Annotated in this window: 16 protein-coding genes and 3 pseudogenes; 6 read left to right on the top strand and 13 right to left on the bottom strand. The window is 40.5% G+C overall.

Annotated features, from left to right (window positions below; all coding sequences use genetic code 11):
* Entirely contained in the window at positions 1-2,244 is a 2,244-nt protein-coding gene (locus EJF25_RS21205; RefSeq protein ID WP_125042637.1) for an aconitate hydratase, read from the bottom strand.
* A 54-nt stretch (positions 2,245-2,298) separates the two neighbouring features.
* Between EJF25_RS21205 and EJF25_RS21200 the strand changes: the two genes are divergently transcribed.
* Complete coding sequence (locus tag EJF25_RS21200) at positions 2,299-4,254, top strand: AAA domain-containing protein (RefSeq protein WP_125042636.1); 1,956 nt, start codon at positions 2,299-2,301, stop codon at positions 4,252-4,254.
* A 270-nt stretch (positions 4,255-4,524) separates the two neighbouring features.
* Here the strand turns inward: EJF25_RS21200 and ilvC are convergent, their stop codons facing one another.
* From ilvC to ilvD, 6 genes are all read right to left on the bottom strand, one after another.
* Entirely contained in the window at positions 4,525-5,568 is a 1,044-nt protein-coding gene (gene ilvC, locus EJF25_RS21195; RefSeq protein WP_125042635.1) for a ketol-acid reductoisomerase, read from the bottom strand.
* Between the two features lie 84 nt (positions 5,569-5,652).
* On the bottom strand, positions 5,653-6,240 hold the full coding sequence (locus tag EJF25_RS21190; RefSeq protein ID WP_125042634.1) for a porin family protein: 588 nt from the start codon (positions 6,238-6,240) through the stop codon (positions 5,653-5,655).
* 9 nt (positions 6,241-6,249) lie between these two features.
* Entirely contained in the window at positions 6,250-6,993 is a 744-nt protein-coding gene (locus tag EJF25_RS21185; protein ID WP_125042633.1) for an acyl-[acyl-carrier-protein] thioesterase, read from the bottom strand.
* Complete coding sequence (gene ilvN, locus EJF25_RS21180; protein WP_125042632.1) at positions 6,993-7,553, bottom strand: acetolactate synthase small subunit; 561 nt, start codon at positions 7,551-7,553, stop codon at positions 6,993-6,995. Before ilvN ends, EJF25_RS21185 begins: the two co-directional genes overlap by 1 nt.
* A 31-nt stretch (positions 7,554-7,584) precedes the next feature.
* Positions 7,585-9,282: a biosynthetic-type acetolactate synthase large subunit gene (ilvB, locus tag EJF25_RS21175; protein ID WP_125042631.1), complete on the bottom strand. Its 1,698-nt coding sequence runs from the start codon at positions 9,280-9,282 to the stop codon at positions 7,585-7,587.
* Between the two features lie 68 nt (positions 9,283-9,350).
* The gene (gene ilvD, locus EJF25_RS21170; RefSeq protein ID WP_125042630.1) at positions 9,351-11,153 is read right to left on the bottom strand and encodes a dihydroxy-acid dehydratase; all 1,803 of its coding nucleotides are present in this window, start codon (positions 11,151-11,153) and stop codon (positions 9,351-9,353) included.
* A 470-nt stretch (positions 11,154-11,623) separates the two neighbouring features.
* On the opposite strand from ilvD, the gene EJF25_RS21165 reads away from it, so the two are divergent.
* Positions 11,624-12,211, top strand: a complete 588-nt coding sequence (locus EJF25_RS21165) for an FKBP-type peptidyl-prolyl cis-trans isomerase (RefSeq protein ID WP_125042629.1) — start codon at positions 11,624-11,626, stop codon at positions 12,209-12,211.
* A 116-nt stretch (positions 12,212-12,327) separates the two neighbouring features.
* Here EJF25_RS21165 and EJF25_RS21160 read toward each other — a convergent pair whose 3' ends face one another.
* On the bottom strand, positions 12,328-13,614 hold the full coding sequence (locus EJF25_RS21160) for an L-cysteine desulfidase family protein (protein WP_125042628.1): 1,287 nt from the start codon (positions 13,612-13,614) through the stop codon (positions 12,328-12,330).
* Between the two features lie 134 nt (positions 13,615-13,748).
* On the opposite strand from EJF25_RS21160, the gene EJF25_RS21155 reads away from it, so the two are divergent.
* Together EJF25_RS21155 and EJF25_RS21150 are read left to right on the top strand one after the other, a co-directional pair.
* On the top strand, positions 13,749-14,834 hold the full coding sequence (locus EJF25_RS21155; protein ID WP_125042641.1) for a PCMD domain-containing protein: 1,086 nt from the start codon (positions 13,749-13,751) through the stop codon (positions 14,832-14,834).
* Positions 14,835-14,868: 34 nt separating this feature from the next.
* Positions 14,869-15,654, top strand: coding sequence for a porin family protein (locus tag EJF25_RS21150; RefSeq protein ID WP_125042627.1), 786 nt, complete (start codon positions 14,869-14,871; stop codon positions 15,652-15,654).
* Between the two features lie 194 nt (positions 15,655-15,848).
* Here EJF25_RS21150 and EJF25_RS26385 read toward each other — a convergent pair.
* Positions 15,849-16,514: pseudogene (locus tag EJF25_RS26385) on the bottom strand (PCMD domain-containing protein); the annotation flags it as partial.
* A gap of 78 nt (positions 16,515-16,592) precedes the next feature.
* A pseudogene (locus tag EJF25_RS26380) lies at positions 16,593-17,135 on the bottom strand (calycin-like domain-containing protein); the annotation flags it as partial.
* A gap of 157 nt (positions 17,136-17,292) precedes the next feature.
* On the opposite strand from EJF25_RS26380, the gene aroC reads away from it, so the two are divergent.
* Together aroC and EJF25_RS21135 are read left to right on the top strand one after the other, a co-directional pair.
* A complete protein-coding gene (gene aroC / locus EJF25_RS21140) occupies positions 17,293-18,369 on the top strand; it encodes a chorismate synthase (protein WP_125042625.1) in 1,077 nt (358 codons plus the stop codon).
* Positions 18,369-19,727 (top strand): dipeptidase, encoded by a 1,359-nt coding sequence (locus EJF25_RS21135; RefSeq protein ID WP_125042624.1) that lies wholly within the window; start codon positions 18,369-18,371, stop codon positions 19,725-19,727. The genes aroC and EJF25_RS21135 overlap by 1 nt, the downstream gene beginning before the upstream one ends.
* 108 nt (positions 19,728-19,835) lie before the next feature.
* Here the strand turns inward: EJF25_RS21135 and EJF25_RS21130 are convergent, their stop codons facing one another.
* The 3 genes and pseudogenes from EJF25_RS21130 to EJF25_RS21120 form a co-directional block, all read right to left on the bottom strand.
* Entirely contained in the window at positions 19,836-20,894 is a 1,059-nt protein-coding gene (locus EJF25_RS21130) for a linear amide C-N hydrolase (protein WP_125042623.1), read from the bottom strand.
* Between the two features lie 722 nt (positions 20,895-21,616).
* Positions 21,617-23,576, bottom strand: a pseudogene (locus tag EJF25_RS21125) (DNA topoisomerase 3); the annotation flags it as partial.
* 67 nt (positions 23,577-23,643) lie between these two features.
* Entirely contained in the window at positions 23,644-25,605 is a 1,962-nt protein-coding gene (locus tag EJF25_RS21120) for a sensor histidine kinase (RefSeq protein WP_125042621.1), read from the bottom strand.
* Positions 25,606-25,631: the final 26 nt, after the last annotated feature.

Raw genomic sequence — 25,631 nt, 5'->3', positions numbered from 1 at the left:
TTATCTTGCATTTAAAGCAGAGCCGGCACGGAACCAAGCAATCTGTTGTTCATTATAGGTATGTTGTACTTCAAAACTTTCTTTTGTACCGTCTTCATGATGAAGAACGACTGTCAGATTACGTCCCGGTGCAAAATTTACCAGTCCTGTTATGGAAAGAAGGTCATGTTCTTGTATCTTGTCATAATCTGCTTTATCTATAAAGGTAATGGCAAGCATTCCCTGTTTCTTCAGGTTTGTTTCGTGAATACGGGCAAAACTCTTGGCGAGAATAACGCGAACATTCAAGAAACGTGGTTCCATAGCTGCATGTTCACGACTGGAACCTTCCCCATAATTTTCTTCCGCTACTACAATCGAAGGAATGTTTTCGGATTTATACATCTTAGCAGTACCAGAGACCGTTCCATAAGTATTAGTCGAACGATTCCACACTTTATTTGTTTCACCATTGAAAGCATTGACTGCTCCCATCAGCATATTATCCGAGATATTTTCCAAATGTCCGCGGAAACGAAGCCATGGTCCTGCCATAGAAATATGGTCAGTGGTACACTTTCCCTGAGTTTTGATCAACAACGGCATATTAAGCAGGTCGTCTCCATCCCATGCAGGGAAAGGAGCCAGTAATTGCAAGCGCTGTGATTTCGGGTCTACTGCTATTTCTACATTTGCTCCGGCAGGGGCTATATATCCTTGATTACCCTTAGCAAATCCCTTAGGCGGAAGTTCCTTTCCTACCGGTTCAGATAGTTTCACTTTTTCTCCATCATGATTGACCAATCGGTCTTTCAACGGATTGAAACAAAGATCTCCGGCAATAGTCAATGCCATAGTCAGTTCCGGAGAAGCTACGAAAGCATAAGTATTGGGATTACCGTCAGCACGTTTGGCAAAGTTACGGTTGAATGAGGTGACGATGGAGTTCTTACGGGTAGGATTGTCCGTATGGCGTTTCCATTGTCCGATACAAGGTCCGCAAGCATTTGCCATAATCGTAGCGCCTATCTTTTCAAAGACCTCAATCATTCCGTCCCGCTCAGCCGTTGCACGAATCTGTTCCGATCCCGGATTGACAATTAAAGGCGCAGCTACGCTCAGGTTCTTTTCGGCAACTTGTTCTGCTAAAGAAGCAGCACGGCTCAGGTCCTGATAAGATGAATTGGTACAAGAACCGATTAATCCCACTTCCATCTTACGGGGATAGCCATTCAATAATACTTTCTCTGCAAACTCGGAAATAGGAGTTGCAGCGTCCGGAGTAAAAGGTCCGTTTATATAAGGTTCCAATTCAGTCAGATCAATTTCGATAACCCGGTCGTAGTACTTCTCCGGATTACTGATTACTTCTTCATCTGCACGCAAATCATCAGCAACGTATTCAGCCATTTCAACGACACGTTTCCTTCCGGTAGCTTCCAGATAGGTTACCATTCGCTCGTCATAAGGGAAAAGTGAAGTAGTAGCTCCCACTTCAGCTCCCATATTACAGATAGTTGCTTTACCCGTAGCCGATAGTGAAGCAGCTCCCGGACCAAAATATTCGATAATGGCATTGGTACCTCCTTTAACGGTCAGAATACCCGCTAACTTCAGGATAACATCTTTCGGAGAAGTCCAACCGTTCAATTCACCAGTTAGTTTTACACCAATTAGCTTCGGCATTTTCAGTTCCCACTCCATACCTGTCATTACGTCCACAGCGTCAGCACCTCCGACACCGATAGCTACCATACCTAAACCTCCGGCATTCGGTGTATGAGAATCTGTCCCTACCATCATTCCACCAGGGAAAGCATAATTCTCAAGTACTACTTGATGAATGATTCCCGCACCCGGTTTCCAGAAGCCTATTCCATAACGGGAAGAAACATCCCGCAAGAAATCATAAACTTCTGCATTTGTCTTGGTAGCAGTGGCTATATCCTCTTTTGCTCCTTTATATGCCTGTATCAAGTGATCACAATGTACTGTAGAAGGTACGGCAACATGTTCTTTTCCCGCATTCATAAATTGAAGTAAAGCCATCTGTGCAGTAGCATCCTGCATAGCCACCCGGTCGGGACGGAAATTTACATAATCTTCTCCCCGCTCATAATTTTTTAAATCATTCTCATGATACAAATGAGCATATAAAATTTTCTCAGCTAATGTCAAAGGGCGTTTCAATGCAGCCCGTACGTGTTCTATCTTCCATTTATAGGCAGAATAGAAAGCCTCTAACATATTCAAATCATACACCATATGCTTTTATTTTTTTTAAGTCCAACTATAAAAATAACGAACGAAGCTCCTTGATTGTTTAACAAATTGAAATATATTTTCGCTTCCAGCAGAAGATTTGTTACCTTTGCATCTATTATGAATAATAATCCGAAAAGTCCGATTATGGACCTTCAGCAACAACAACTCCTCCTACGAATGGAGTATGAATATGAGAAGGAGGAGTTTAAGCGGCAGACCGAAACGATGGGTGTCGCCCGCAAAGTAAAACGCGGTCTTTGCTGGTATCCTGCTTCTCCTGGTCGAAGTTACTACAATTCTCTGAATCAACTTGTAATAGATATTACACGAACCGAAAATAAAGAAATAGAACATTCTTTTGAGTTTGGCCGTCCCGTATGTTTTTTCCGCCAATCATTCGATGGAAAAGTGAAATATATGAATTTCATTGCAACCGTCAGTTATGCGGATGAAGAACGAATGGTCGTTGTTCTTCCCGGAGCAGGTGCACTGCTGGAACTTCAGACGGATGATGTACTGGGCGTACAACTTTACTTTGACGAGACATCGTATCGATGTATGTTTGAAGCATTGGAAGATGTACTTCGTGCCAAAGGTAATCGCCTTGCCGAATTACGTGATATTTTATTAGGTACTTCCAAAACCGGATTTCGAGAGTTATATCCGGTTCGTTTTCCATGGCTAAACAGCACGCAGGAGTCAGCAGTCAATAAGGTGTTATGTACACGAGATGTTGCCATTGTACATGGTCCTCCGGGAACTGGGAAAACGACAACACTTGTTGAAGCAATCTACGAAACGCTGCATCGCGAACCGCAAGTATTGGTTTGTGCCCAAAGCAATACTGCCGTAGACTGGATCAGTGAGAAATTAGTGGATCGCGGTGTACCGGTACTCCGTATCGGTAATCCTACGCGAGTAAATGACAAGATGTTGTCATTTACTTACGAACGCCGTTTTGAAAATCATCCTGCTTACCCGGAACTTTGGGGTATCCGAAAATCTATCCGGGAAATGGGTAACCGAATGCGACGGGGAAGTTATTCCGAACGGGAAGGCATTCGTAGTCGTATGAGTCGTCTACGCGATCGTGCTACAGAATTGGAGATTCAAATCAATGCTGATCTATTCGACAGTTCACGAGTAATTGCTTCCACTTTAGTCAGTAGCAATCACCGTTTGCTTAATGGACGACGTTTCCCTACTTTATTTATTGATGAAGCTGCCCAAGCAATCGAAGCTGCTTGTTGGATTGCCATTCGTAAAGCCGACCGAGTTATTCTTGCCGGAGATCATTGCCAACTTCCTCCCACTATCAAGTGTATCGAAGCTGCCCGCGGAGGACTCGACCATACGTTAATGGAAAAAATAGTAGCACAAAAACCTTCTGCTGTCTCTTTACTTAAAGTTCAGTATCGGATGCATGAAGATATCATGCGTTTTCCCTCCGAATGGTTTTACCATGGAGAACTGGAGGCTGCTCCTGAAGTACGTCATAGAGGAATACTAGACTATGATACTCCCATGAGTTGGATCGACACATCAGAGATGGACTTCCATGAGGAATTTGTAGGAGAAAGTTTCGGAAGAATAAATAAACAAGAAGCCAATCTATTATTACAAGAACTGGAAGTTTACATCAACCGGATAGGCAAACAACGGATTTTAGACGAACGAATAGACTTTGGACTAATTTCTCCATACAAAGCACAGGTTCAATACCTGAGAAGTAAAATTAAGGGAAGTAATTTCCTTCGTCCTTTTCGTAGCCTCATTACAGTCAATACGGTCGATGGTTTTCAGGGACAGGAACGGGATGTGGTATTTATCAGCCTAGTACGAGCTAACGAGGATGGACAGATCGGATTTTTGAATGACTTACGACGAATGAATGTCGCCATCACACGAGCACGTATGAAATTAGTTATTTTAGGTGATGCTGCCACGCTAACCAAACACCCTTTCTACAAGAAGTTAATGGAATATATTAATCTTGCTTCTTTCCAATAATACTATAAAGATGACTTCATATCTCTTAACAAGTTATAGGAATAAAAGACAAGACAGATTAAGATAAACTACACCATAATATATAGAACACAAAAGCACCTTATCTCTATCTCTTTTAAGAAATACATCGAATCTTGTACTTATTGTATTAGAGATATTCTATAAATATTCTACTTTTAAGTAAGATATTTACCGAATATTCCAAAAGTAAAGGGCGTCCTTCCAAGAAGAACACCCTGTATGTTATTCGATATTATAACTTATACCAAATTAATTATTTTCCGGACGAAGCTTACGAACAGTAACAGCAGTCTGCCACATTTCGCTTTCGCGCAATTGACGAAGTTCTTCATTCAGTTTTTCACGATAGTCAGGCTGTGAATTGCTATCGATAGAAATCTGTGCTTCATTACCAGTCTTCACACTGTGATACAATTTTTCAACTACCGGTTTGATAGCATCATGGAATGGGCCCATCCAGTCGAGAGCACCACGTTGAGCAGTAGTAGAACAGTTTGCATACATCCAGTCCATACCGTTCTTTGCAAACAATGGCATCAATGACTGAGTCAATTCTTCTACTGTTTCGTTGAATGCTTCAGAAGGAGTGTGACCATTTTCACGCAATACCTCGTATTGTGCCAACAGCAATCCTTGAATAGCTCCCATCAAAGAACCACGCTCCCCTGTCAGATCGGAAGTAGCTTCACGAACAAAAGTAGTTTCGAACAAATATCCTGAACCGATACCGATACCAATTGCGATAGTCTTGTCCATAGCTTTACCAGTGGCATCCTGATAGATAGCGTAAGAAGAGTTTAATCCACGACCTTCAAGGAACATTGTACGCAATGAAGTACCGGAACCTTTAGGAGCAACCATAATTACATCAATGTCTTTAGGAGGAACTACACCTGTGCGATCACTCCAGGTAATAGCAAAACCATGAGAGAAATAAAGTGCTTTACCCGGAGTCAGGTAAGGTTTGATAGTCGGCCATACAGACATAACAGCTGCATCAGACAACAGACACATGATAATTGTACCTTTATCACAAGCTTCTTCAATGCTGAACAAAGTTTCACCCGGAACCCATCCGTCTGCAACTGCCTTTTCGTATGTTTTTCCTTGACGCTGACCTACGATTACGTTGAAACCATTGTCACGCAGATTCAATGCCTGACCAGGGCCTTGTACACCATAACCGATTACAGCAATTGTTTCATTTTTCAATACTTCACGAGCCTTTTCCAAAGGAAATTCGTCACGGATTACTACAGTTTCTGTAACACCGCCAAAATTCAACTGTGCCATTTTCTTTTTCAATTTTTAAGCTCCTTTTCATCCTCTACAAGGAGATGAATAAGAGCGAGTTATTAATAATTATAATCTTTCTTTCTAAAATCCTACTGTCCAACCTATATTAAATTGGAAAATGTTATTACACCTCTTTCCGGAAGCGGACCATTCTTCAGGATACTTCTTCCAAGCATCAATCAGTCCAAGGTTGTAACTTGCCGAAAGTTGTAAACCAAAGTCCCATTGATAACCTGCACCAACTCCCACAGAAAAGTCAAATTTACGGACCCTATCGATATCCGATAAGCAATCCTCATCCCTTCCATCATCCCGGACTACATTAAAACCAAATTGAGGACCTGCAAATAAAAACAATCCTTTATAAACATATCCTTTTGCATAAATCGGTATACTAAGGTAATCCAACTTTGCTGTATATGAAATATAATCCGTACTAAATTTATTGCCCAACATCAGATAATAAATTCCGGTTTCAATTCCTACCTTTTCGTTCCAAATAAGCCCTGTACCCAATCCAAAATTAAATCCGGGACGTGTACTATTATTACCCTTGTCATTGTTTGTGATATTGGATAACCCCAATCCCACCTTAGGCAACAAGTAAAAATCCTGAGCACTTACCTGAACCGTTATCAAAAGTAGCAATATGAAACAGTACTTCTTCATCTCAATCTTTTATTCAAATACTACCTTCGAACGGCAAACGACCTCGCTTCCATGTTTTCTCACTTCTACATGAAACTCATTTTCATTTGCTTCATCACAAAAGAAAGTAAGTGTATCTCCATAATAACTTTCCGCCACATACGCCATTTCAAAACGACGGATACGTTTGGTCTTATACAGTTCAATTGGAAACAAGTCCAAAATATGTTCGATATAGCGAATACTGTTTACATGACCATTAATATCAATATCACTGTATTTAGCTGTTATTGTAGCCGATGGCTCAGTTGTAGTCACCTTGATACGTGAAGGCTTTTCTATCGGACATGGTTCGTCGCACACATAGTCTACAATACTTCCACCATGCAATGCCAACAAATCAGCCGGCTTACGGGTGTTCAGATTAATCATAGCCCATACGGAACGAGCATAACCGATTTTCTTTCCGTCTTTATTGATGACAGCGAAATTACGATCCGTGAACAGACGATAGACATTCTCTACCCATGTCTGAACCGTAAACTCTTCATACTGATACGGCATTTCATCCAACTCGATAGCTAAACGCGAAAGTACCCATGTATAATTATCCTCATTCAATGTGGCAATTCCAAATCCCCGATCGCTGGCATGGAAACCTGCACAATTCAACAAGTGGTTTCCCAGTACCCCCATCGTCAGACGACCATTGAAATCTACATGGAAAGGTTCTGCTATAAACTTATAAGTACCTATTTTGTTTTCTCCGTTCATTATTCTTGTTGTTTCTTACTTTGGTTATACTTTGCTTCCTGTCCATCCAGAAATTCATTTACCCGTTCGAAACAACTTGTCGTAATAGCCACACGACCGGAACGGACAAATTGCAACACACAATTCAAAGCACGCAACTCTTCATAGAGAGAAGTAATCTCTTCACTCATACCATTTTTTTCTACAATAGAAAAAACCGGATTAACTTCCACAATACGTGCATTGTATTTGCGAATGAGCTTCGATGCTTCCGTATTTTCTTGGAAAGCAGGAGTCGATACTTTATACAAAGCTATTTCATGAAAATAGATTTCATCTTCGGTAAAGTAATGAGTCTGAATAACATCAATCTTCTTTTCAATCTGTTTCACTACTTTCTCAATAGTGTCCTTATCTGTCCAAGCTGTAATCGTATATTTATGTACCCCTTTTATAGAAGAGGCAGAAACATTCAGACTCTCGATATTTATTTGCCGACGAGTAAATACAGCTGTTACTTGATTCAGCAATCCAGCTATATTTTCGGAATGAACTATAATCGTATATAATGTTTTATCCATAACTTTTTAAATCTTCATTCTTCATTTATTTTCAGCATTCCAACAGCATCTGGTTTACCGAACCACCCGGAGGAGTCATTGGCAATACATTTCCTTCTTCCACCACACAAGCTTCAAGCAAGAAAGGACCGTCGGTTGCAAGCATTTCGTTGATAGCTCCTTTTAATTCCTCACGAGTAAAAATCCGCCTGGAAGGAATGTCATAAGCAGATGCAACTTTCATATAATCAGGATTCAACATCGGTGTAAAAGAATAGCGACGATTAAAAAACATCGCTTGCCATTGACGCACATTACCCAGATAGTTATTGTTCAAACAGATCATTTTTACCGGAGCCTTTTGTTCCATTATGGTTCCAAATTCCTGAATATTCATCTGAAGTCCTCCATCTCCCATAAATACGCATACGGTACGGTCAGGACAACCGAATGTAGCTCCAATAGCTGCCGGAAGGCCAAAGCCCATGGTTCCAAGTCCTCCCGAAGTTACGATACTCCGTTCTTTGGTATACTTAAAGTAACGGGCAGAGATCATTTGGTTCTGACCAACATCAGTTACCAGAATTGCCTCATGCTGGGTAGCATCACTGACTGCACGTACTACCTCACCCATACTTAACGACTCAGTAGGGGGATAAAGTTCCAGACGGATTACCTTTTCTTCCTCAATCTGCTCATATTCTTTAAAGCTGTCAATCCATGCAGTACGTTGTTTCTTTTCCAGCAAATCGGTTACAGCGGCCAATGTCTCTTTACAATCTCCCAATACAGCAACATCTACTTTCACATTTTTATTTACCTCTGCGGGATCAATATCGAAATGAATAACTTTCGCCTGTTTGGCATAAGTAGCAAGGTTTCCTGTAACACGATCGTCAAAGCGCATACCGACAGCAATCAATACATCACACTTATTAGTATTAATATTCGGACCTAGATTTCCATGCATACCCAACATACCTTTATTCAAAGGATGGTCAGTAGGTAAAGCGGAAAGTCCAAGTAAAGTACATCCGGCAGGCATATCTGCTTTTTCAATAAAAGTACGTAGTTCTTGTTGGGCATTCCCCAATTCTACTCCTTGTCCTACCAATACGAGCGGACGTTCAGCGTTATTAATAAGTTCCGCAGCTTCTTTTACAGAATCCTCATCAGTATCGGGAACCGGAACATAGCTACGGATAAAATCTTCATTCGTAGGTTCATATTTCGTTTTTTCAACCTGCGCATTCTTGGCAAAGTCCAATACTACCGGACCGGGACGACCGCTACGTGCAATATAAAAAGCACGTGCTACTGCCCACGCTACGTCTTCTGCACGACGAATCTGATAGCTCCATTTAGCAATAGGTTGAGTAATACCTACTAAATCTACTTCCTGAAAAGCATCAGTTCCCAAGAATCCGGTTCCGACCTGTCCTGCTATTACAACAATCGGTGTACTGTCGATCATTGCATCTGCAATACCGGTTACGGTATTAGTTGCACCAGGGCCACTGGTCACCAAGCAAACACCCACTTTCCCCGATACCCGAGCAAAACCTTGTGCTGCATGTGCAGCTCCCTGTTCATGACGAACTAATATATGATTTAAATTCTTTCGATGATCGTACAAAGCATCGAATACCGGCATTATAGAACCTCCCGGATAACCAAAGATAGTATCTACCCCCTGATATTCTAAGGAACGCATCAACGCCTCCGCACCTGTTATTAAGTCTTTACTCATAATAATATAATGTAGTAGCATACCAGCCAATCATTAATTGGCAAATGCACTTATTTTTTTAATGATTCTCAATCGATTAATCTCACCGCTCCTTTATCGGCAGAGCTTACCATACTGGCATATGCTTTCAGACTCTTCGGCACATAGCGATCACGAGTGAGAGGAGTCATCGGGCGGGCAGCCAGTTCTTCATCAGTCAGTCGCACGTTAATCGTCCGGGCAGGAATGTCGATTTCAATAATATCTCCATCCACTATTTTTCCAATATTACCTCCGGCAGCTGCTTCAGGAGAAATATGTCCGATACTCAATCCGGAAGTTCCACCGCTGAAACGTCCGTCAGTAATCAAGGCACATTCTTTTCCTAAGTGACGGGATTTGATATAAGAAGTTGGGTAAAGCATTTCCTGCATACCGGGACCACCCTTCGGACCTTCGTGCGTGATGACGACAACGTCACCGCTGACGACCCGTCCATTTAGGATACCTTCACAAGCAGCATCCTGCGAGTCAAATACTTTTGCAGGTCCTGTAAACTTCCAGATACTTTCATCTACTCCTGCGGTTTTTACTACACAACCGTCCTGAGCTATATTCCCTTTCAGGACCGCCAATCCTCCGTCTTTACTATAAGCATGTTCAACATCACGAATACAGCCGTTGGTGCGATCTTTATCCAATTCCTTATAATATGTATCCTGTGAGCCCAGAACCAAGTTAAACTTATTTCCGGCCGCACTTGAATATTTCTTAATTGCTTTTTCGCTTACATTCGAACTCATTATGGAGTATTCATCAATAGCTTCCGCCAAAGACATTCCATCTACACGACGAACTGAAGTATCAATCAACTTTCCTTTAGCCAGTTCATCCATTATGGAAATGATACCACCGGCACGATTCACATCCTGAATATGGTATTTCTGAGTATTCGGAGCTACCTTACATAAACAAGGAGTTTTACGAGATAACATATCAATATCATCCATAGTGAAATCTACACCAGCTTCGTGAGCTACTGCCAATAAGTGAAGAACTGTATTGGTTGACCCACCCATCGCAATATCCAATGTCATTGCATTCAAAAAAGCCTGACGAGTAGCAATACTGCGTGGAAGTACACTGTCATCCCCCTCTTCATAATATTTCATTGCATTCTCTACGATCAACTTTGCCGCATCTTTGAAAAGGTCAGTACGATTCTCATGAGTAGCAACAATCGTCCCATTACCAGGCAATGCCAAACCAATTGCCTCATTCAGGCAGTTCATGGAGTTAGCCGTAAACATTCCCGAACAAGAACCGCAAGTTGGGCAAGCACTTTGTTCAATCTGTTCCACTACCTCATCACTTACACTTGAATCTGCCGACTTAATCATTGCATCGATTAAGTCCAAATGCTGACCTTTCCATTCACCGGCTTCCATCGGACCACCGGAAACAAATACTGTAGGAATATTCAGCCTCATAGCTGCCATCAACATTCCCGGAGTTATCTTATCACAGTTGCTGATACATACCATTGCATCCGCTTTGTGTGCATTGACCATATATTCTACACTATCAGCAATAATATCCCGTGAAGGAAGTGAATAAAGCATACCATCATGCCCCATAGCGATACCATCATCAATGGCTATTGTATTGAATTCCGCAGCAAAACATCCTAGCTTCTCAATTTCAGCTTTCACATACTGACCGATCTCATGCAGGTGCACGTGTCCCGGAACAAATTGTGTAAATGAATTAACGATAGCTATAATAGGCTTACCCATCTGACTCTTCTTCATGCCATTGGCTGCCCATAATGCACGGGCTCCTGCCATGCGGCGTCCCTGTGTACTAAACGAACTGCGTAATTGCTTTTTCATTTCAATATTTCTTTTAATTAAAAAGCCTTCCTCACAATAGTGAGAAAGGCTCCAAATTTTATCTTTTATGATACGAATACATACATAAAACCTTTCTCACGCTCTTGATGGGACCACCACGACGCGAATAATATGCAGAACTGCTAGGTTAATAGATGTATGTAACATATTCATAACTTCTTTTCATTTTCGTGATGCAAAGGTAAGGGCTTTTTTCTTATCTCCAAACAAATCGAAGAAAAAAAACGCAAAAAAGCGAATAATCGTAAGAAAAGTACGGGTATAAATCCTATTTTATCACTTAAAGATTGAATTCCCGCTATTAATCACAAGAATACAGAAGTGTTCGTTTTTAACATTTCGCTTAATAATCTGAAATTTACTATCTTTGCATCCGGTTCAACCAAATAAAGTACGTATCTTTGTTCTTCCGGAATACCGGAATTTATTAATCAGAAATTAAAAATTAAATGGAAACAGCAGAAAACAAGTACATTACCGTTGCATACAAACTATATACAATGGAAAACGGAGAAAAAGAGTTGTTCGAAGAAGCTAAAGCCGAACACCCTTTTCAATTTATCTCAGGATTAGGCGCAACACTTGAAGATTTCGAAAACCAGGTTGCCGGTCTTTCTAAAGGTGATAAATTCGATTTTACCATTCCTGCTGAAAAAGCTTATGGTGAGTATGATGAACAACACGTTATCGATCTTCCTAAAAATATATTTGAGATAGATGGTAAATTTGACAGCGAACGTGTTAAAGAAGGAAGTATAGTTCCTTTGATGACTTCAGAAGGACAACGCGTAAATGCTAGCGTAGTAGAAATCAAACCCGATGTAGTAGTTGTAGACCTTAACCACCCACTAGCTGGTGCTGCTTTGATCTTCGAAGGCGAAGTCATCGAAAGCCGTCCCGCTACTAACGAAGAAATTCAAGATTTAATAAAGTCTATGAGCGGCGAAGGTGGCTGCGGATGCGATAGCTGTGGCGGTGGTTGTGGCGACCATGAATGTGGTGACAACTGTGGTTGCGAAGGCGGACATTGCCATTAATCAAAACAAGAAGATAAAAGAAGTATGAAGGGGATGTGTAAAGCCTCCCCTTTCAACGAAATCACCCTCGCCACAAATAGTTGTAGCAAGGGTGATTTTAAATTTATGAAGGTTTATCAACACCCCTTATGTGTCATAATATCAAGAACCATTTTATCCGTTTCATTCATAGCTTGCGAACCAATTCGAGTCAAGTTACGAATACTTTGATCTACATCTTCGTCAATAATTCCTTCAACAGAAGTAACATAACGATTTTCCATTGCCATCATAGCGGATAATACAGCAGTTGATACTCCCGTAGTTACTTTTAGAGCACAACTAGGTTTTGCTCCGTCACAAATCATACCGGTCAAGTTAGCGATCATGTTTTGAACGGCAAAAGCGACCTGATTATAATTACCTCCCATCAGCCGGGTAATTCCACAACTGGAACCTGTAGCAGCTACAACACAACCACATAAAGCGGACAGACGTCCAAGACTTTGCTTGATATAGATAACGGTGAGATGACTTAATATTAAAGCACGAATTAATTCTTCTTCTGTCTTATTGTTCTCTTCGGCAAAGATTACAACGGGAAGAGTGGCAGAAATTCCTTGGTTACCACTGCCGGAATTACTCATAACCGGAATCATTGCACCTGCCATTCGAGCGTCACAAGCTCCGGAAGTATAGGAAAGGATATGAGAGAAAATACTATCTCCCATCACTTTATGTTCATATGTTCCGCGAAGCATTTTTCCCAAAGAGTGTCCATAATTACCGGCAAAAGACTGTTCAGCGGCAGCTTTATTCAAACGGGCAGTATCAAGAATAAAACGGATTTCATCCAAAGGAGCTGTCAAAGCAAAATCATATACTTTACGTAGATTTAACTCAAGCAATTCTTCTTCATCCTCTTCATTGGTTATTTGCCGTTTGTCAAGGAGAGTTTTATCGTCGATTGCTATATAAACAAAGGTAGTATGACCTCCCGCAATTACGGCTTTCGCTATTCTATCTGCTGCCTTACAAATGACTTCTATATATAATTTCTCAGTAATATCCTCTTTCAAAGAAATACAAATCCGTTTTTCTCCTATAAACAGTTTTCCCCGCTCTACAGCTTCCGGAGTGCAATTCTTTAAAACTTCCAACTGATATTCCGACTTTCCGATCAAAGCTCCTAACGCAATTGCTATCGGAAGTCCAACCATATCTGTTCCGGGAATACCAACTCCCATCGCATTCTTTAATATATTAGCGCTTAACAGTACTTCGACTTTTTCAGGTTGCACTCCTAGAGTTTCAGCAGCTTTGGCAACACAAAGTGCTACAGCGATAGGTTCAGTACAGCCTATTGCCGGAACGACTTCTCTTTTTATTAAACCGATGATTTGTTTTCTTTCTGACTCAATCATAAATAACATAGATTTAGTTCCCACAAAAGTAGGAAAATCTTTTCTACTGATCATCTTATATTGAACAAATAAAATATCATATTGTTATAAAACACTTGAAGTAGTAATATGTATAAGTAAATTTAATGAAGAAAATGAGAGCAAAACACGTAATTATCTATACGTTGTCGATAATCCTCTCCACTGCATGTATCCGTAATGAGGCTCCAAACGCAGAAGCTGATATATTAACTTGCAGTTTACCGGGAATCATCATGACGACTAGTCCTATCATAAATAATAATTCCATCATTCTCTTTGTTGATCCGGGAACTGATCTATCAGCCCTTGCACCGGAATTCACTCTTACACCGGGTGCAAGCATCACCCCTGTCGGGGGAACAGAACGCAACTTCGAATCACCGCAGAAATACACAGTAACCGCTGCTGATGGCTTTTGGAAGAAACTTTATACAGTATCTGTTATCGATACGGAATTAGCAACCAACTATAATTTTGAGGATACGCTTGGTGGACAGAAATATTACATTTTTGTAGAGCGGAAAGCAGGGAAAGTAATTATGCAATGGGCAAGTGGAAATGCCGGATATGCTTTGACCGGAGTTGCCAAAACGGCCGATGATTACCCAACCTTCCAGACAACAGATGGTTATGAAGGCAAATGTTTATCGCTCGTTACCCGCAGCACCGGATTTTTCGGACAAATGGTGGGAATGCCCATCGCAGCAGGTAATCTCTTTATCGGTTCTTTTGATGTAAACAACGCTATGACCAGTCCACTGAAAGCGACTAAATTCGGTCTTCCTTTCAGACATGTTCCTACTTATCTGGCAGGTTATTATAAGTATAAAGCCGGAAGTCAATTTACCGAAGGTGGGAAACCGGTCAATGGCAAACGAGATATATGTGATATATATGCCATCATGTACGAGACCAGTGAAACAGTTTCCACTCTTGACGGAACCAATGCGTTCACAAGTCCGAATCTGGTATCAATGGCACGCATCAATGACGCTAAGGAGACTAACGAATGGACTTATTTCAAACTTCCGTTCACTACCCTTCCTGGAAAGTTTATTGACAAAGAAAAGCTCCAAGAAGGAAAATATAACATATCTATTGTCTTCTCTTCCAGCCTTGAAGGAGATCATTTCAATGGAGCAGTCGGCAGCAACCTACAAATTGATGAAGTTGAACTGATTTATCATTCGGAGAATTAATAGCAAACAGAATACTCATTCTAACAACAGAATTATGAAAATCTATCCCTATATAATAAGTCTGCTTATTGCCGCAGGAGTTGCTTTACCCGCCTATTCTCAAGTCGATAGAAATGAAACGCTTATTCGCTCTGCCCTGCATGGATTAGAGTACGAAATAAAAGCCGGTTTTAGTATTGGCGGTACAGCCCCACTTCCGCTCCCGACAGAAATTCGATCTATTGATAGTTACAACCCTACTCTTGCTATCAGTATCGGAGGAGAAGTAACCAAATGGTTCGCTCTTCAAAACAAGTTTGGAATCATTGCCGGACTTCGACTCGAAAATAAATCCATGATCACACAAGCTACTGTAAAAAATTACAGTATGGAGATTCTGGGACAAGGTGGCGAAAGAATAAGTGGGGCATGGACAGGCGGAGTAAAAACGAAAGTACATACTTCCGGTCTGACTATTCCACTAATGGCTACCTACAAAATAAATAACCGCTGGAATATAAAGGGAGGTCCTTACTTCTCCTATCTACTTTCTAGAGAGTTTTCCGGGCACGTTTATGAAGGTTATCTTCGTGAAGGAAATCCTACAGGAGACAAAGTGGAATTTAACAACGGAAAAATCGCAACTTATGATTTTTCAAACGACTTAAGACATTTCCAATGGGGATTGCAACTCGGTGCAGGATGGAGGGCATTCAAACATCTCAATATCTATGCAGACCTCACATGGGGATTAAACAACATCTTTAAAAGCGATTTCCACACGATTACATTTGCCATGTATCCTATCTATTTAAACATAGGATTCGGATACGCATTCTAAGATTCTTTCTCTTGCTTTTGATTAGTTTGTGCCAATATATTGGCACAACAGCGCCAACACAATGGCACCATCGTGCCAACACAGTGGCATAGCTGTGCCAATACGCTGGCACTCATATAAGAATGTTATATCTGTATTTAGTTGAATAAAGCTTTAAATACAGATCATTAAAAGACTTTCCAACAGAGCTATACTTACTCTGCTGATATCAATTCAAAATCATCCACTATTAGTACACTACCCGGAGCTCCACAGAACTTATCCCCTTCTTTGCTAGACGAACAGATAATAGCAAAACGGTATTTCTGATTGGTATCATAAGGCTTGGTATAGTTTAAAGTAATATCAAAGAATGTCCAATCAGATTGTGCTCCCCCTTCCAGGGAGGCTGTTGCTACCACTCTATTTGAAGTATAAATATCGACTCCTGTCAGACAGTCGGAGTAATCAGCTTTGTACTCATCGGTAGTATACAATACAGCTTTAATAGAGAATGCATCAGTTTGGCTAGCATCTACTGTTGCCATATCACAAGTTTCGATAGATTGACAAACATAATAATCTTCACCTGGGGCATACTTATAATACCCTTTCAGTGAAAGCGGTTTTTTACCAAATTCAATACCGAACTTAGTACTTTCAAGTGTGTTAGGAAAGCTAGTTTTAAAAGCTCCTAAAAACAATGAACCGGTAGTAACTTTCGGAATCTTAGCAAATCCCGCATCCTTTCCTTTAGAATCCAGAGTTTCAATTTTTGCAGCAGATCTTCCCCAATGCGCATCATTCGTTTGCGTCACTACATATTTATCCACATATCCCATTCCCTTTAGTAATTGAGCACCCGTATTGCTGGAGCTCCATCCGGTCGGTTCATAAAAGGTCATGTCCGGTTCTTGTCCTTCCACACCGGGAACCCAAGTTTCAAAGTCATAATAGGTACCCGTATCGGTTACGAGTTTTACTCCATCGAATGAGACTTTCACCGTCTGCCCCAACGTTGGTACTTTAACGAGAATATCCATATCGATATCTCCGTCTTCCACATCACCCTCTACACTAGTAGCGCAACTGCCTAATACAGCACCTGCTCCCTGAAAAGTCAAGTTCTGTTGACCCGTAAAGTTATAGGAATTTCCGTCTTTTTTGACAACACACTTATCAACAACAATATCACCAAGTTTCAATATCGTGCCGTTGAGAAATAATTCGAATTCTTTCAATTCCATCTTTACTTCCGTATCACTGACCTGAGAGATTGTGATATTCTTCGTCAGACCGTCAGCGATGACAGTTTCCTGATCCGAGCCATTCGGTATCATAACAATGTCCAAATTTCCACGATAAGTTCCTACGACAGCAGGAGCGGTCACTGTAGGTGTCTCTTCTTTCTTTCCGTTATCATCATCATCATCATTACTACATGCCATAAAGAGACTGGCAAAACAGACCAATGCACATAAATACAATAGATTCTTTTTCATACATTTCGGGTTTAGTTATTAAAAGTCATCACTTATAAACTAAAAAGGGAAGAAAAGGTTCAAAAAGCCTCTATTTCCGAAGATATTTCGAAATCACAACCTTCTTATCAAAAACTTTGTTATATTTGCATAGAGTAATTTTAAATAAGCCACAACTATGTTTAATTCATTTGGCAATATTTTTCGACTCACAAGTTTTGGTGAGTCTCATGGGAAAGGAGTAGGAGGAGTTATCGACGGATTTCCCTCAGGAATCTCCATTGATGAAGAATTCGTACAACAAGAGCTAAACCGGCGCCGTCCGGGACAATCCATTCTTACTACACCGCGCAAAGAAGCGGATAAAGTAGAATTTCTATCAGGTATTTTCGAAGGAAAATCTACGGGATGTCCTATCGGATTCATCGTATGGAATGAAAACCAACACTCCAATGACTACAACAACCTGAAAAATGTATATCGTCCTTCACATGCCGATTATACTTATAATGTGAAATATGGTATTCGTGACCATCGTGGCGGTGGACGTTCTTCAGCACGCGAAACGATTTCGCGCGTTGTGGCCGGTGCATTGGCAAAGTTAGCACTTCGCCAGTTAGGTATCGATATCACTGCTTATACTTCACAAGTAGGAGCCATTAAGCTGGAAGGTAACTACTCGGACTATGATCTTGATCTGATTGAGACAAACGACGTACGCTGTCCCGATCCGGAAAAAGCAAAGGAAATGGCAGACCTTATATATAAGGTAAAAGGAGAAGGCGATACGATCGGTGGTACAATCACTTGTGTTATCAAAGGATGTCCCATCGGATTAGGGCAACCGGTATTCGGCAAACTGCATGCTGCATTAGGTAACGCAATGCTTAGTATTAATGCCGCTAAAGCTTTCGAATATGGTGAAGGATTTAAAGGATTGAAGATGAGAGGCTCCGAGCAGAACGATGTTTTCTTCAATAACAACGGACGGATTGAAACACATACCAATCACTCCGGAGGTATACAGGGAGGTATCAGTAACGGACAGGATATTTATTTTCGTGTGGTATTCAAGCCGATTGCAACTTTGCTCATGGAGCAGGAAACTGTTAATATAGATGGTATTGACACTACCTTGAAAGCTCGCGGACGCCATGATGCCTGCGTATTGCCACGTGCCGTACCTATCGTGGAAGCAATGGCTGCCATGACCATACTCGATTACTATTTGTTAGATAAAACAACGCAATTATAATGAACAATATTCAAAAATATATTGCTGCAAACGAGCCGAAAATGATGGAGGACTTATTCAGCCTCATCCGTATTCCAAGTATCAGTGCTTTGCCGGAACATCATGATGATATGCTTGCATGTGCTGAACGATGGGCGCAACTTCTTTTGGAAGCCGGAGCCGACGAAGCACTTGTAATGCCTTCGAAGGGGAATCCAATTGTTTTCGGTCAGAAAATTGTAGATCCAAACGCTAAAACCGTATTGATATATGCTCATTATGACGTAATGCCTGCTGAACCATTGGAACTCTGGAAAAGCCAACCTTTCGAACCTGAAATTCGGGATGGATATATTTGGGCACGCGGAGCAGACGACGATAAAGGGCAATCTTTTATTCAGGTAAAAGCTTTCGAATATCTGGTAAAGAATGAATTATTAAAGAATAATGTAAAATTTATCTTTGAAGGAGAAGAAGAGATCGGTTCCCCCAGTCTGGAGGCTTTTTGCGAAGAGCATAAAGAGTTATTGAAAGCGGATGTAATTCTGGTATCGGACACTAGTATGTTAGGTGCGGAACTTCCGTCATTGACTACAGGACTTCGCGGATTAGCTTATTGGGAAATTGAAGTGACCGGACCAAATCGGGACTTACATTCCGGTCATTTTGGTGGCGCAGTCGCTAATCCGATAAATGTACTTTGCGAAATGATCAGCCGGATAACGGATGAGAATGGAAGAAGTACAATTCCCGGTTTTTATGACGATGTGGAAGAAGTACCACAAGCGGAAAGAGAAATGATTGCACATATTCCTTTTGACGAAGATAAATACAAAAGGGCAATCGGAGTAAAAGCACTTTTCGGAGAAAAAGGATACAGTACACTGGAACGTAATAGTTGCCGCCCCTCATTTGATGTTTGCGGTATCTGGGGTGGATATACAGGAGAAGGTTCTAAAACAGTTCTCCCTTCAAAAGCTTTTGCCAAAGTATCTTGTCGTCTGGTTCCGCATCAGGATCATCATAAGATTTCTCAATTATTTGCTGACTACATTCTCAGTATAGCTCCTGACACTGTACAAATAAAGGTAACTCCGATGCATGGAGGACAAGGATATGTTTGTCCTATTTCACTTCCTGCTTATCAGGCAGCAGAAAAGGGATTCGAGATAGCATTTGGTAAAAAGCCGTTAGCTGTACGCCGCGGTGGAAGTATTCCCATTATTTCAACGTTCGAACAAGTCTTAGGAATCAAAACTATATTAATGGGCTTTGGACTTGAATCGGATGCGATTCATTCGCCTAATGAAAATTTCTCATTGGATATTTTCAGAAAGGGAATAGAAGCAGTAATCAACTTCCATTTGGAATATGCGTAATGGGATAACTGAAATATAAATGATCATCATAATTAAAACGGTGGATAAACTTGCATCTCGCAGTCTATCCACCATTTTAATTTATAATAACCATCATCCAATCAACATTTACATTACGGGAGTTTGAAAAAGGAAGGTAAACGGATTACTATCCTTCAAATCTTTCACAGCATCTCCTGCATAAATCTCACCATGTGTTAATGCCAATTTCTTCACAGCTGCTTTCGGGCTAAAATCAATTTTCTTTAAATCCAGCCAAAATAAATTTGGAGTTAAAGTAGACTCAAAATAATATACTTTATTCTTCTGGTCAGAAACTGTACGCCAACGGGTAGAGGAGATATACGGTTTATCCGGAGTATTAATACCAAAGGGAACCGATACATTACGCATCACACTCAATACACTGGGAACTGCAATCTTCTCGTCCGAAGTCTGAGGAATTGCATGAATATAGAAAGAAGCACGAACAAAGCGGTCACTCGAACGATTTGTCCCCGGAAGCATTTGTATCCCTCCTATTTCTTTCCAATAATCGTTAATAGCCAACTGGTCTTCATAACGTGGAGAGTTTGTCATCACCTGATATTCTTTTCCTTCATGAATATTCAGTTTACCGTCAAGATATTCCAAAATTGCCGTATCACCACTTTCATCCGTAATAGCGAGATGTAAGGTAGACTCTGGTCCGTTATTCGGCATACGGGGAGCGTCAATCCGAAAAGTTTCTTTTTTCAATTCATCTACTGCTTCACGTACTGATGCAAAATTATCTAGCACATATTGAGTCCAGATACTGATTCCCATTGCCGGACGTGTATCTCCCGGAAGCGAATAAACAGATTCCGGCAGGAAAAGAAGACTCGCTACCAGCCCTTTTTCATTCATACCGTCACAAGTACCGATATCATAACCTGTAGCAATCACACTTCCGTATTTAGAGGTCCAGTTTACTGTTTTCTCTTCATTATGCCCTGCCCTTTTCATTCCACGCGGGAACACATAGATATTAGACATAATATCCTCTTTCCAATCCATAGTACGACCAGTTATCACCATTTGGCCAGGACCAATATAGACTGCTCGAGTACAAGCTTCTACAGGCTGCACACTCCATAAAGAGACAGCAACCAATAAAAGAGCCACTCCTACTAACTTCTTTTTCATATTCTCATCTATTTAGATTATTGATATTCTTATTGTAAGAGAACAATTAGACAATGATTAATACCGAAAAGTTAGACTAATTTTAAAGAAAAAAAGGTAGTTTGACCATAAATGGAATAAAAGCTCAAAAAAAGCAAATTAAATTAATTTAAGAACTAGTTTTGCAGTTATTCTCATCGCTTCTCGTCTAACATACAATACTAGAAAAAGAAATATAGGAAACAAATTCTGACGATATTGTTCCTATTATTGGAAATAACATTATTAACAAACATTGCACAAAAACAACCTGTATGGGGGTCGTTTTTATGATAGATGCCAACGTGACCGAGTTATCATTGATACTATTCCTTCAATACTAGAAAATGCGCTAAACCAGTCACCTACTGTGAATAAAGAACAAAAGGAAGTGATACACTATATATTATGGAACATGGTTTATATAGAAGGTGGAATAATGGACATGGGAGAAAACAATTAGTATATAGAAAAAAGATTCGCCCTTATCACAACTAAATCACAAGATTACGCCTCAAAAGCCTTGCGGTAAGTACATCCACTTCTCCATTCCGAACAGCCATAGGCTGTTTTTCCTTTAATAATTGTGCCTTTACCACACAAGGGACATGGTTGTCCCACTATCAAATCTACAACTAAAGTCGAAGCAGATTCCGGAGTTTTCTCTGCATTTATTAAAGTCTTATTCTCTCTTTTTACCTCGTTCTTAGGTTTACTTTCTTTGGAAGTATTCGGTTTCCTTTCCCGTTTTTTAGGTTCTTTCTTTTCTTTTTCTTCCGCCTGAGAAGTAGCATCCTGAATAGTAATCCTTCGATTCGTATTATCCGAAAGTACACTCATTACAATTTCAGACACCATCTGCTTCAATTCTTCCAAAAATTGACGGGCGTCATATGTTCTCTTTTCAATCTCACGTAATTTCTTTTCCCAGATACCTGTCAATTCCGCCGACTTCAACAATTCTTCATGAATCAACTGTACCAACTCCACTCCTGTAGGTGTAGCAATAAGGTTCTTTCTTTCCTTACGAATGTAATTCCGCTTGAACAAAGTCTCAATAATAGCAGCACGTGTAGACGGGCGACCAATACCATTTTCTTTCAGTGCGTCACGCAATTCATCATTATCTACCAACTTTCCTGCAGTTTCCATTGCACGAAGCAAGGTAGCCTCTGTATAAGGTTTAGGTGGTTGAGTCCATTTCTCATTCAGATCAGGAACGTGAGGTCCACTCTCTCCTTTCACAAAAGCAGGAAGTACACCTTCATCCTCTCCTTCTTTCTCTTCAGTAGGTTCTTTTACATCCTTTGCAAAAACAACACGCCACCCCGGCTCTAAAATCTGTTTACCGGTTACCTTGAACTCTATCTTATCCACTTCACCCATTACGGTAGTAGTGGAGATCTTACAATCAGGATAAAATACTGCAATGAAACGACGAGCTATCAAATCATAAACACGACGTTCCATATCAGTCAGATTCTGGGGATAAACACCTGTTGGAATAATAGCATGGTGGTCAGTTACTTTTGAATTATCAAATACCTTTTTCGACTTTGGTAATGTAGTACCAGCCAACGGAGCAGTCAGCACTTCATAATCCCGAAGGCCTTTTAAGATTCCAGGACACTTCGGGTAAATATCATCACTCAAGAACGTGGTATCTACGCGCGGATAAGTAGCCACTTTCTTTTCATAAAGAGATTGAATCAATTTCAATGTCTCATCGGCAGAATATGCAAACTTTTTATTACATTCTACCTGAAGAGAAGTCAGGTCAAACAAACGGGGTGCATACTCTTTACCGTCCTTCTTACCGACACTAGTAACTACAAAAGGTAAATCCTTGATGCGTTCTACCAATGTCTCTCCTTCTTCACGATTAGCAATAGGATCAATGCCCGGGTTCTCTATTCTCTTTTTACCACCATTTTTTTCTTCTTCCGCAGCAATCTCTTCATCGCTCTTCCTGATTAATGCAGAAAAAGTGGTATCACGATATACGGTTTTCAGCTCCCAATATTGCTTAGGCTGGAAATTAGCAATCTCTAACTGGCGATTGACAATCAACGCTAAAGTTGGGGTCTGCACACGCCCAATAGAAAGTACCTGCTTATTTTGCCCATATTTAATTGTGTATAGACGAGTTGCATTCATCCCCAGCAACCAGTCTCCCATCGCACGAGATAGCCCTGCTTCATACAACGACTGAAATTCCATCTGGTCCTTCAGTTTAGCAAATCCTTCCCGGATCGCTTCTTCTGTCAATGAAGAAATCCATAAACGTTTTACCGGACAACGCGCACCCGCTTTCTGCATCACCCAACGCTGAATCAATTCTCCTTCCTGACCAGCATCACCGCAGTTGATAATCTCATCTGCATTCTGCATCAATCCTTCGATAATATGAAATTGTCTTTCGTATGTAGGATTTTCTATCAACTTAATACCAAAACGAGGTGGAATCATCGGCAAACTGCTTAGGCTCCATGACTTCCATCCCTGAGTATATTCATGAGGTTCTTTCAGGGTACAGAGATGCCCAAATGTCCAGGTCACCTGGTATCCGTTTCCTTCTATATATCCTTCTTTCTTTGTATGGGCACCGAGTACATCGGCTATATCACGCGCTACAGACGGTTTTTCGGCTATGCAAACTATCATTCTCTATTTTTCTGGTTTATCGCACAAAGGTAGGCAATTTTAGCCATTCTTCTTACCTCATTCTACATTAAATTCCCGATTCAACATTAGCACCGGTTTGTATTTTCCGTATCCTAAACCAAAAACGGGAACCTACACCCTCTTCCGACTCAACTCCCATCTTCCCCCCAAGCATACTAACAATGGTTTGGCAGATGGATAATCCCAAGCCTGTTCCTTCTACATAGTTATTCAGTTTATTGAAACGCGCGAAAATAGCCGCCTGCTTTTCTGTGGCAATACCAATACCCGTATCTTTCACATAGAACTCAACCAACTCGTCATCGTAAGAAAAATAACCGACCTCAATACTTCCTTTTGAAGTAAACTTAATAGCATTGTTCACCAAATTAATAAGCACCTGCATTAAGCGATTGACATCTGTAGTAAGTGGTATAGAAGTAACTGAAGCATTGAGATTAAGTTCTACGCCGGACCTACACTTACTAGCAAGTGAAGTAACAACATTATTACATACATAATAAGCATCCGTCTGATTGAAAGAAAATTCAAGTACCCCTGCTTCTATACGCGATAAATCAAGAATGTCAGAAAGTAACTGTAATAACAAGTCGCTATTACGACGAATCAGTTCTACATACTCATCACGTTCCTCTTTTGTATCTACCTCATCGAGTACTCCTGAGAAACCGACAATCGCATTCAAAGGAGTACGTATCTCATGGCTCATATTTGCCAGGAAAGCGGATTTCAACCGATCTGATTCTTCTGCTTTTCGAAGAGCAATAATCAATTCTTCTTGTGCTTGCTTCAATTTATCATTGGCCTGTTGAGCATCATCTATCGATTTCATCAGTAGCCGTTTGGCATGTTGTAATTTGATGTTACTCCGAAGCGTATAAATATAAAATAGTAGAAAGAGCATGAATACTCCTATCATAGCGATAATGTAGTATTTATATTCTATCCAAAATACCTGAGGTGCATTATAGTACTTTACCTTGGCTGGCAGCTTTTCCGGATTGAGGCCATAATGATGAAAAACTTTCCACACAATATGACATTGGTCATCGTGATAAACCTCGGGTACAATCTTTTCTGGAATCATACCCCCAAGCACCGCAAGTAAAAGATCAGCTGCCTTATTTCCCCAAAATGAAGCTTCATTTAAATAACCTCCAATAAAAAATTCTTTATCCAATCCGATATTATTAGTTATAAAGATCGGAGTAGACAGTTTATTCTCCATCCGACTGTACAAATAATCTTTTGAATATTCGAACCCATATTCTCCTGTCAGCCACGAAGTAAGCAACACTCCCGCAGTAGAAGGTATAGTAGGCAAAAGTGAGAGCAAAGAATCAGTATTAATAGATCTTCCGTCGATATTTTGAACAGGAGTTTGCGGATAACTCTGTTCTGCCTCCTGTTGAAGAAGTAAATGTGTATAAACCCCGTAAAAACGACTATCAGTAATAAACACAAAACGACTTAGCCCGGCAATCAGGTTGTCCATTAGCGACAAATAACCTGAAGTATTCATTTCTCTCAGCACAGCAGTAGCTTTATAACGCTTCATCATTTCAATAGTAGGAGTAAAATCATCCAAAGTGAGGCTGTCTCTTTTCGCTGCAAAATCGCTGGTAGAAATAGAATGAGGTTTCACAGCGCACAAGATAAGAGGTACATCTTCAAATTCTGCAACATTAACGTCCTGATATCCCATCCAGGCCTCATCAGAGACAAGTACGATAGCCCGCGGTGGATTCTTCCGATAGTTACTTAACAATACACTCATCTTTTTTCCCCAAGTATCAGATTCGTCTTGCATCTCAGAAGATAGAAATTCACGACTGAACTCAATCGAGGGATAGACTTCTTTAAGCCGATTACCAATAGCATCCATAATCGTATTGCTCCACTGATAGTCAGTACCGTAAGAACTGACCACAAGAACTTTTCCTGTAGCAGAAAATAGTTCCAGATGAGACAGACCTATAAATAAAATCACTATTATAAAACGTGACATATCAATCTATATTTTGTTTGTTTATT

It is taken from the genome of Bacteroides faecalis (genome assembly GCF_003865075.1).
In the GTDB taxonomy this organism is placed as follows: Bacteria; Bacteroidota; Bacteroidia; order Bacteroidales; family Bacteroidaceae; genus Bacteroides; species Bacteroides faecalis.
The sequence above is the reverse complement of the archived record's forward strand: the minus strand, read 5'-3'. Positions and strand labels throughout refer to the sequence as shown.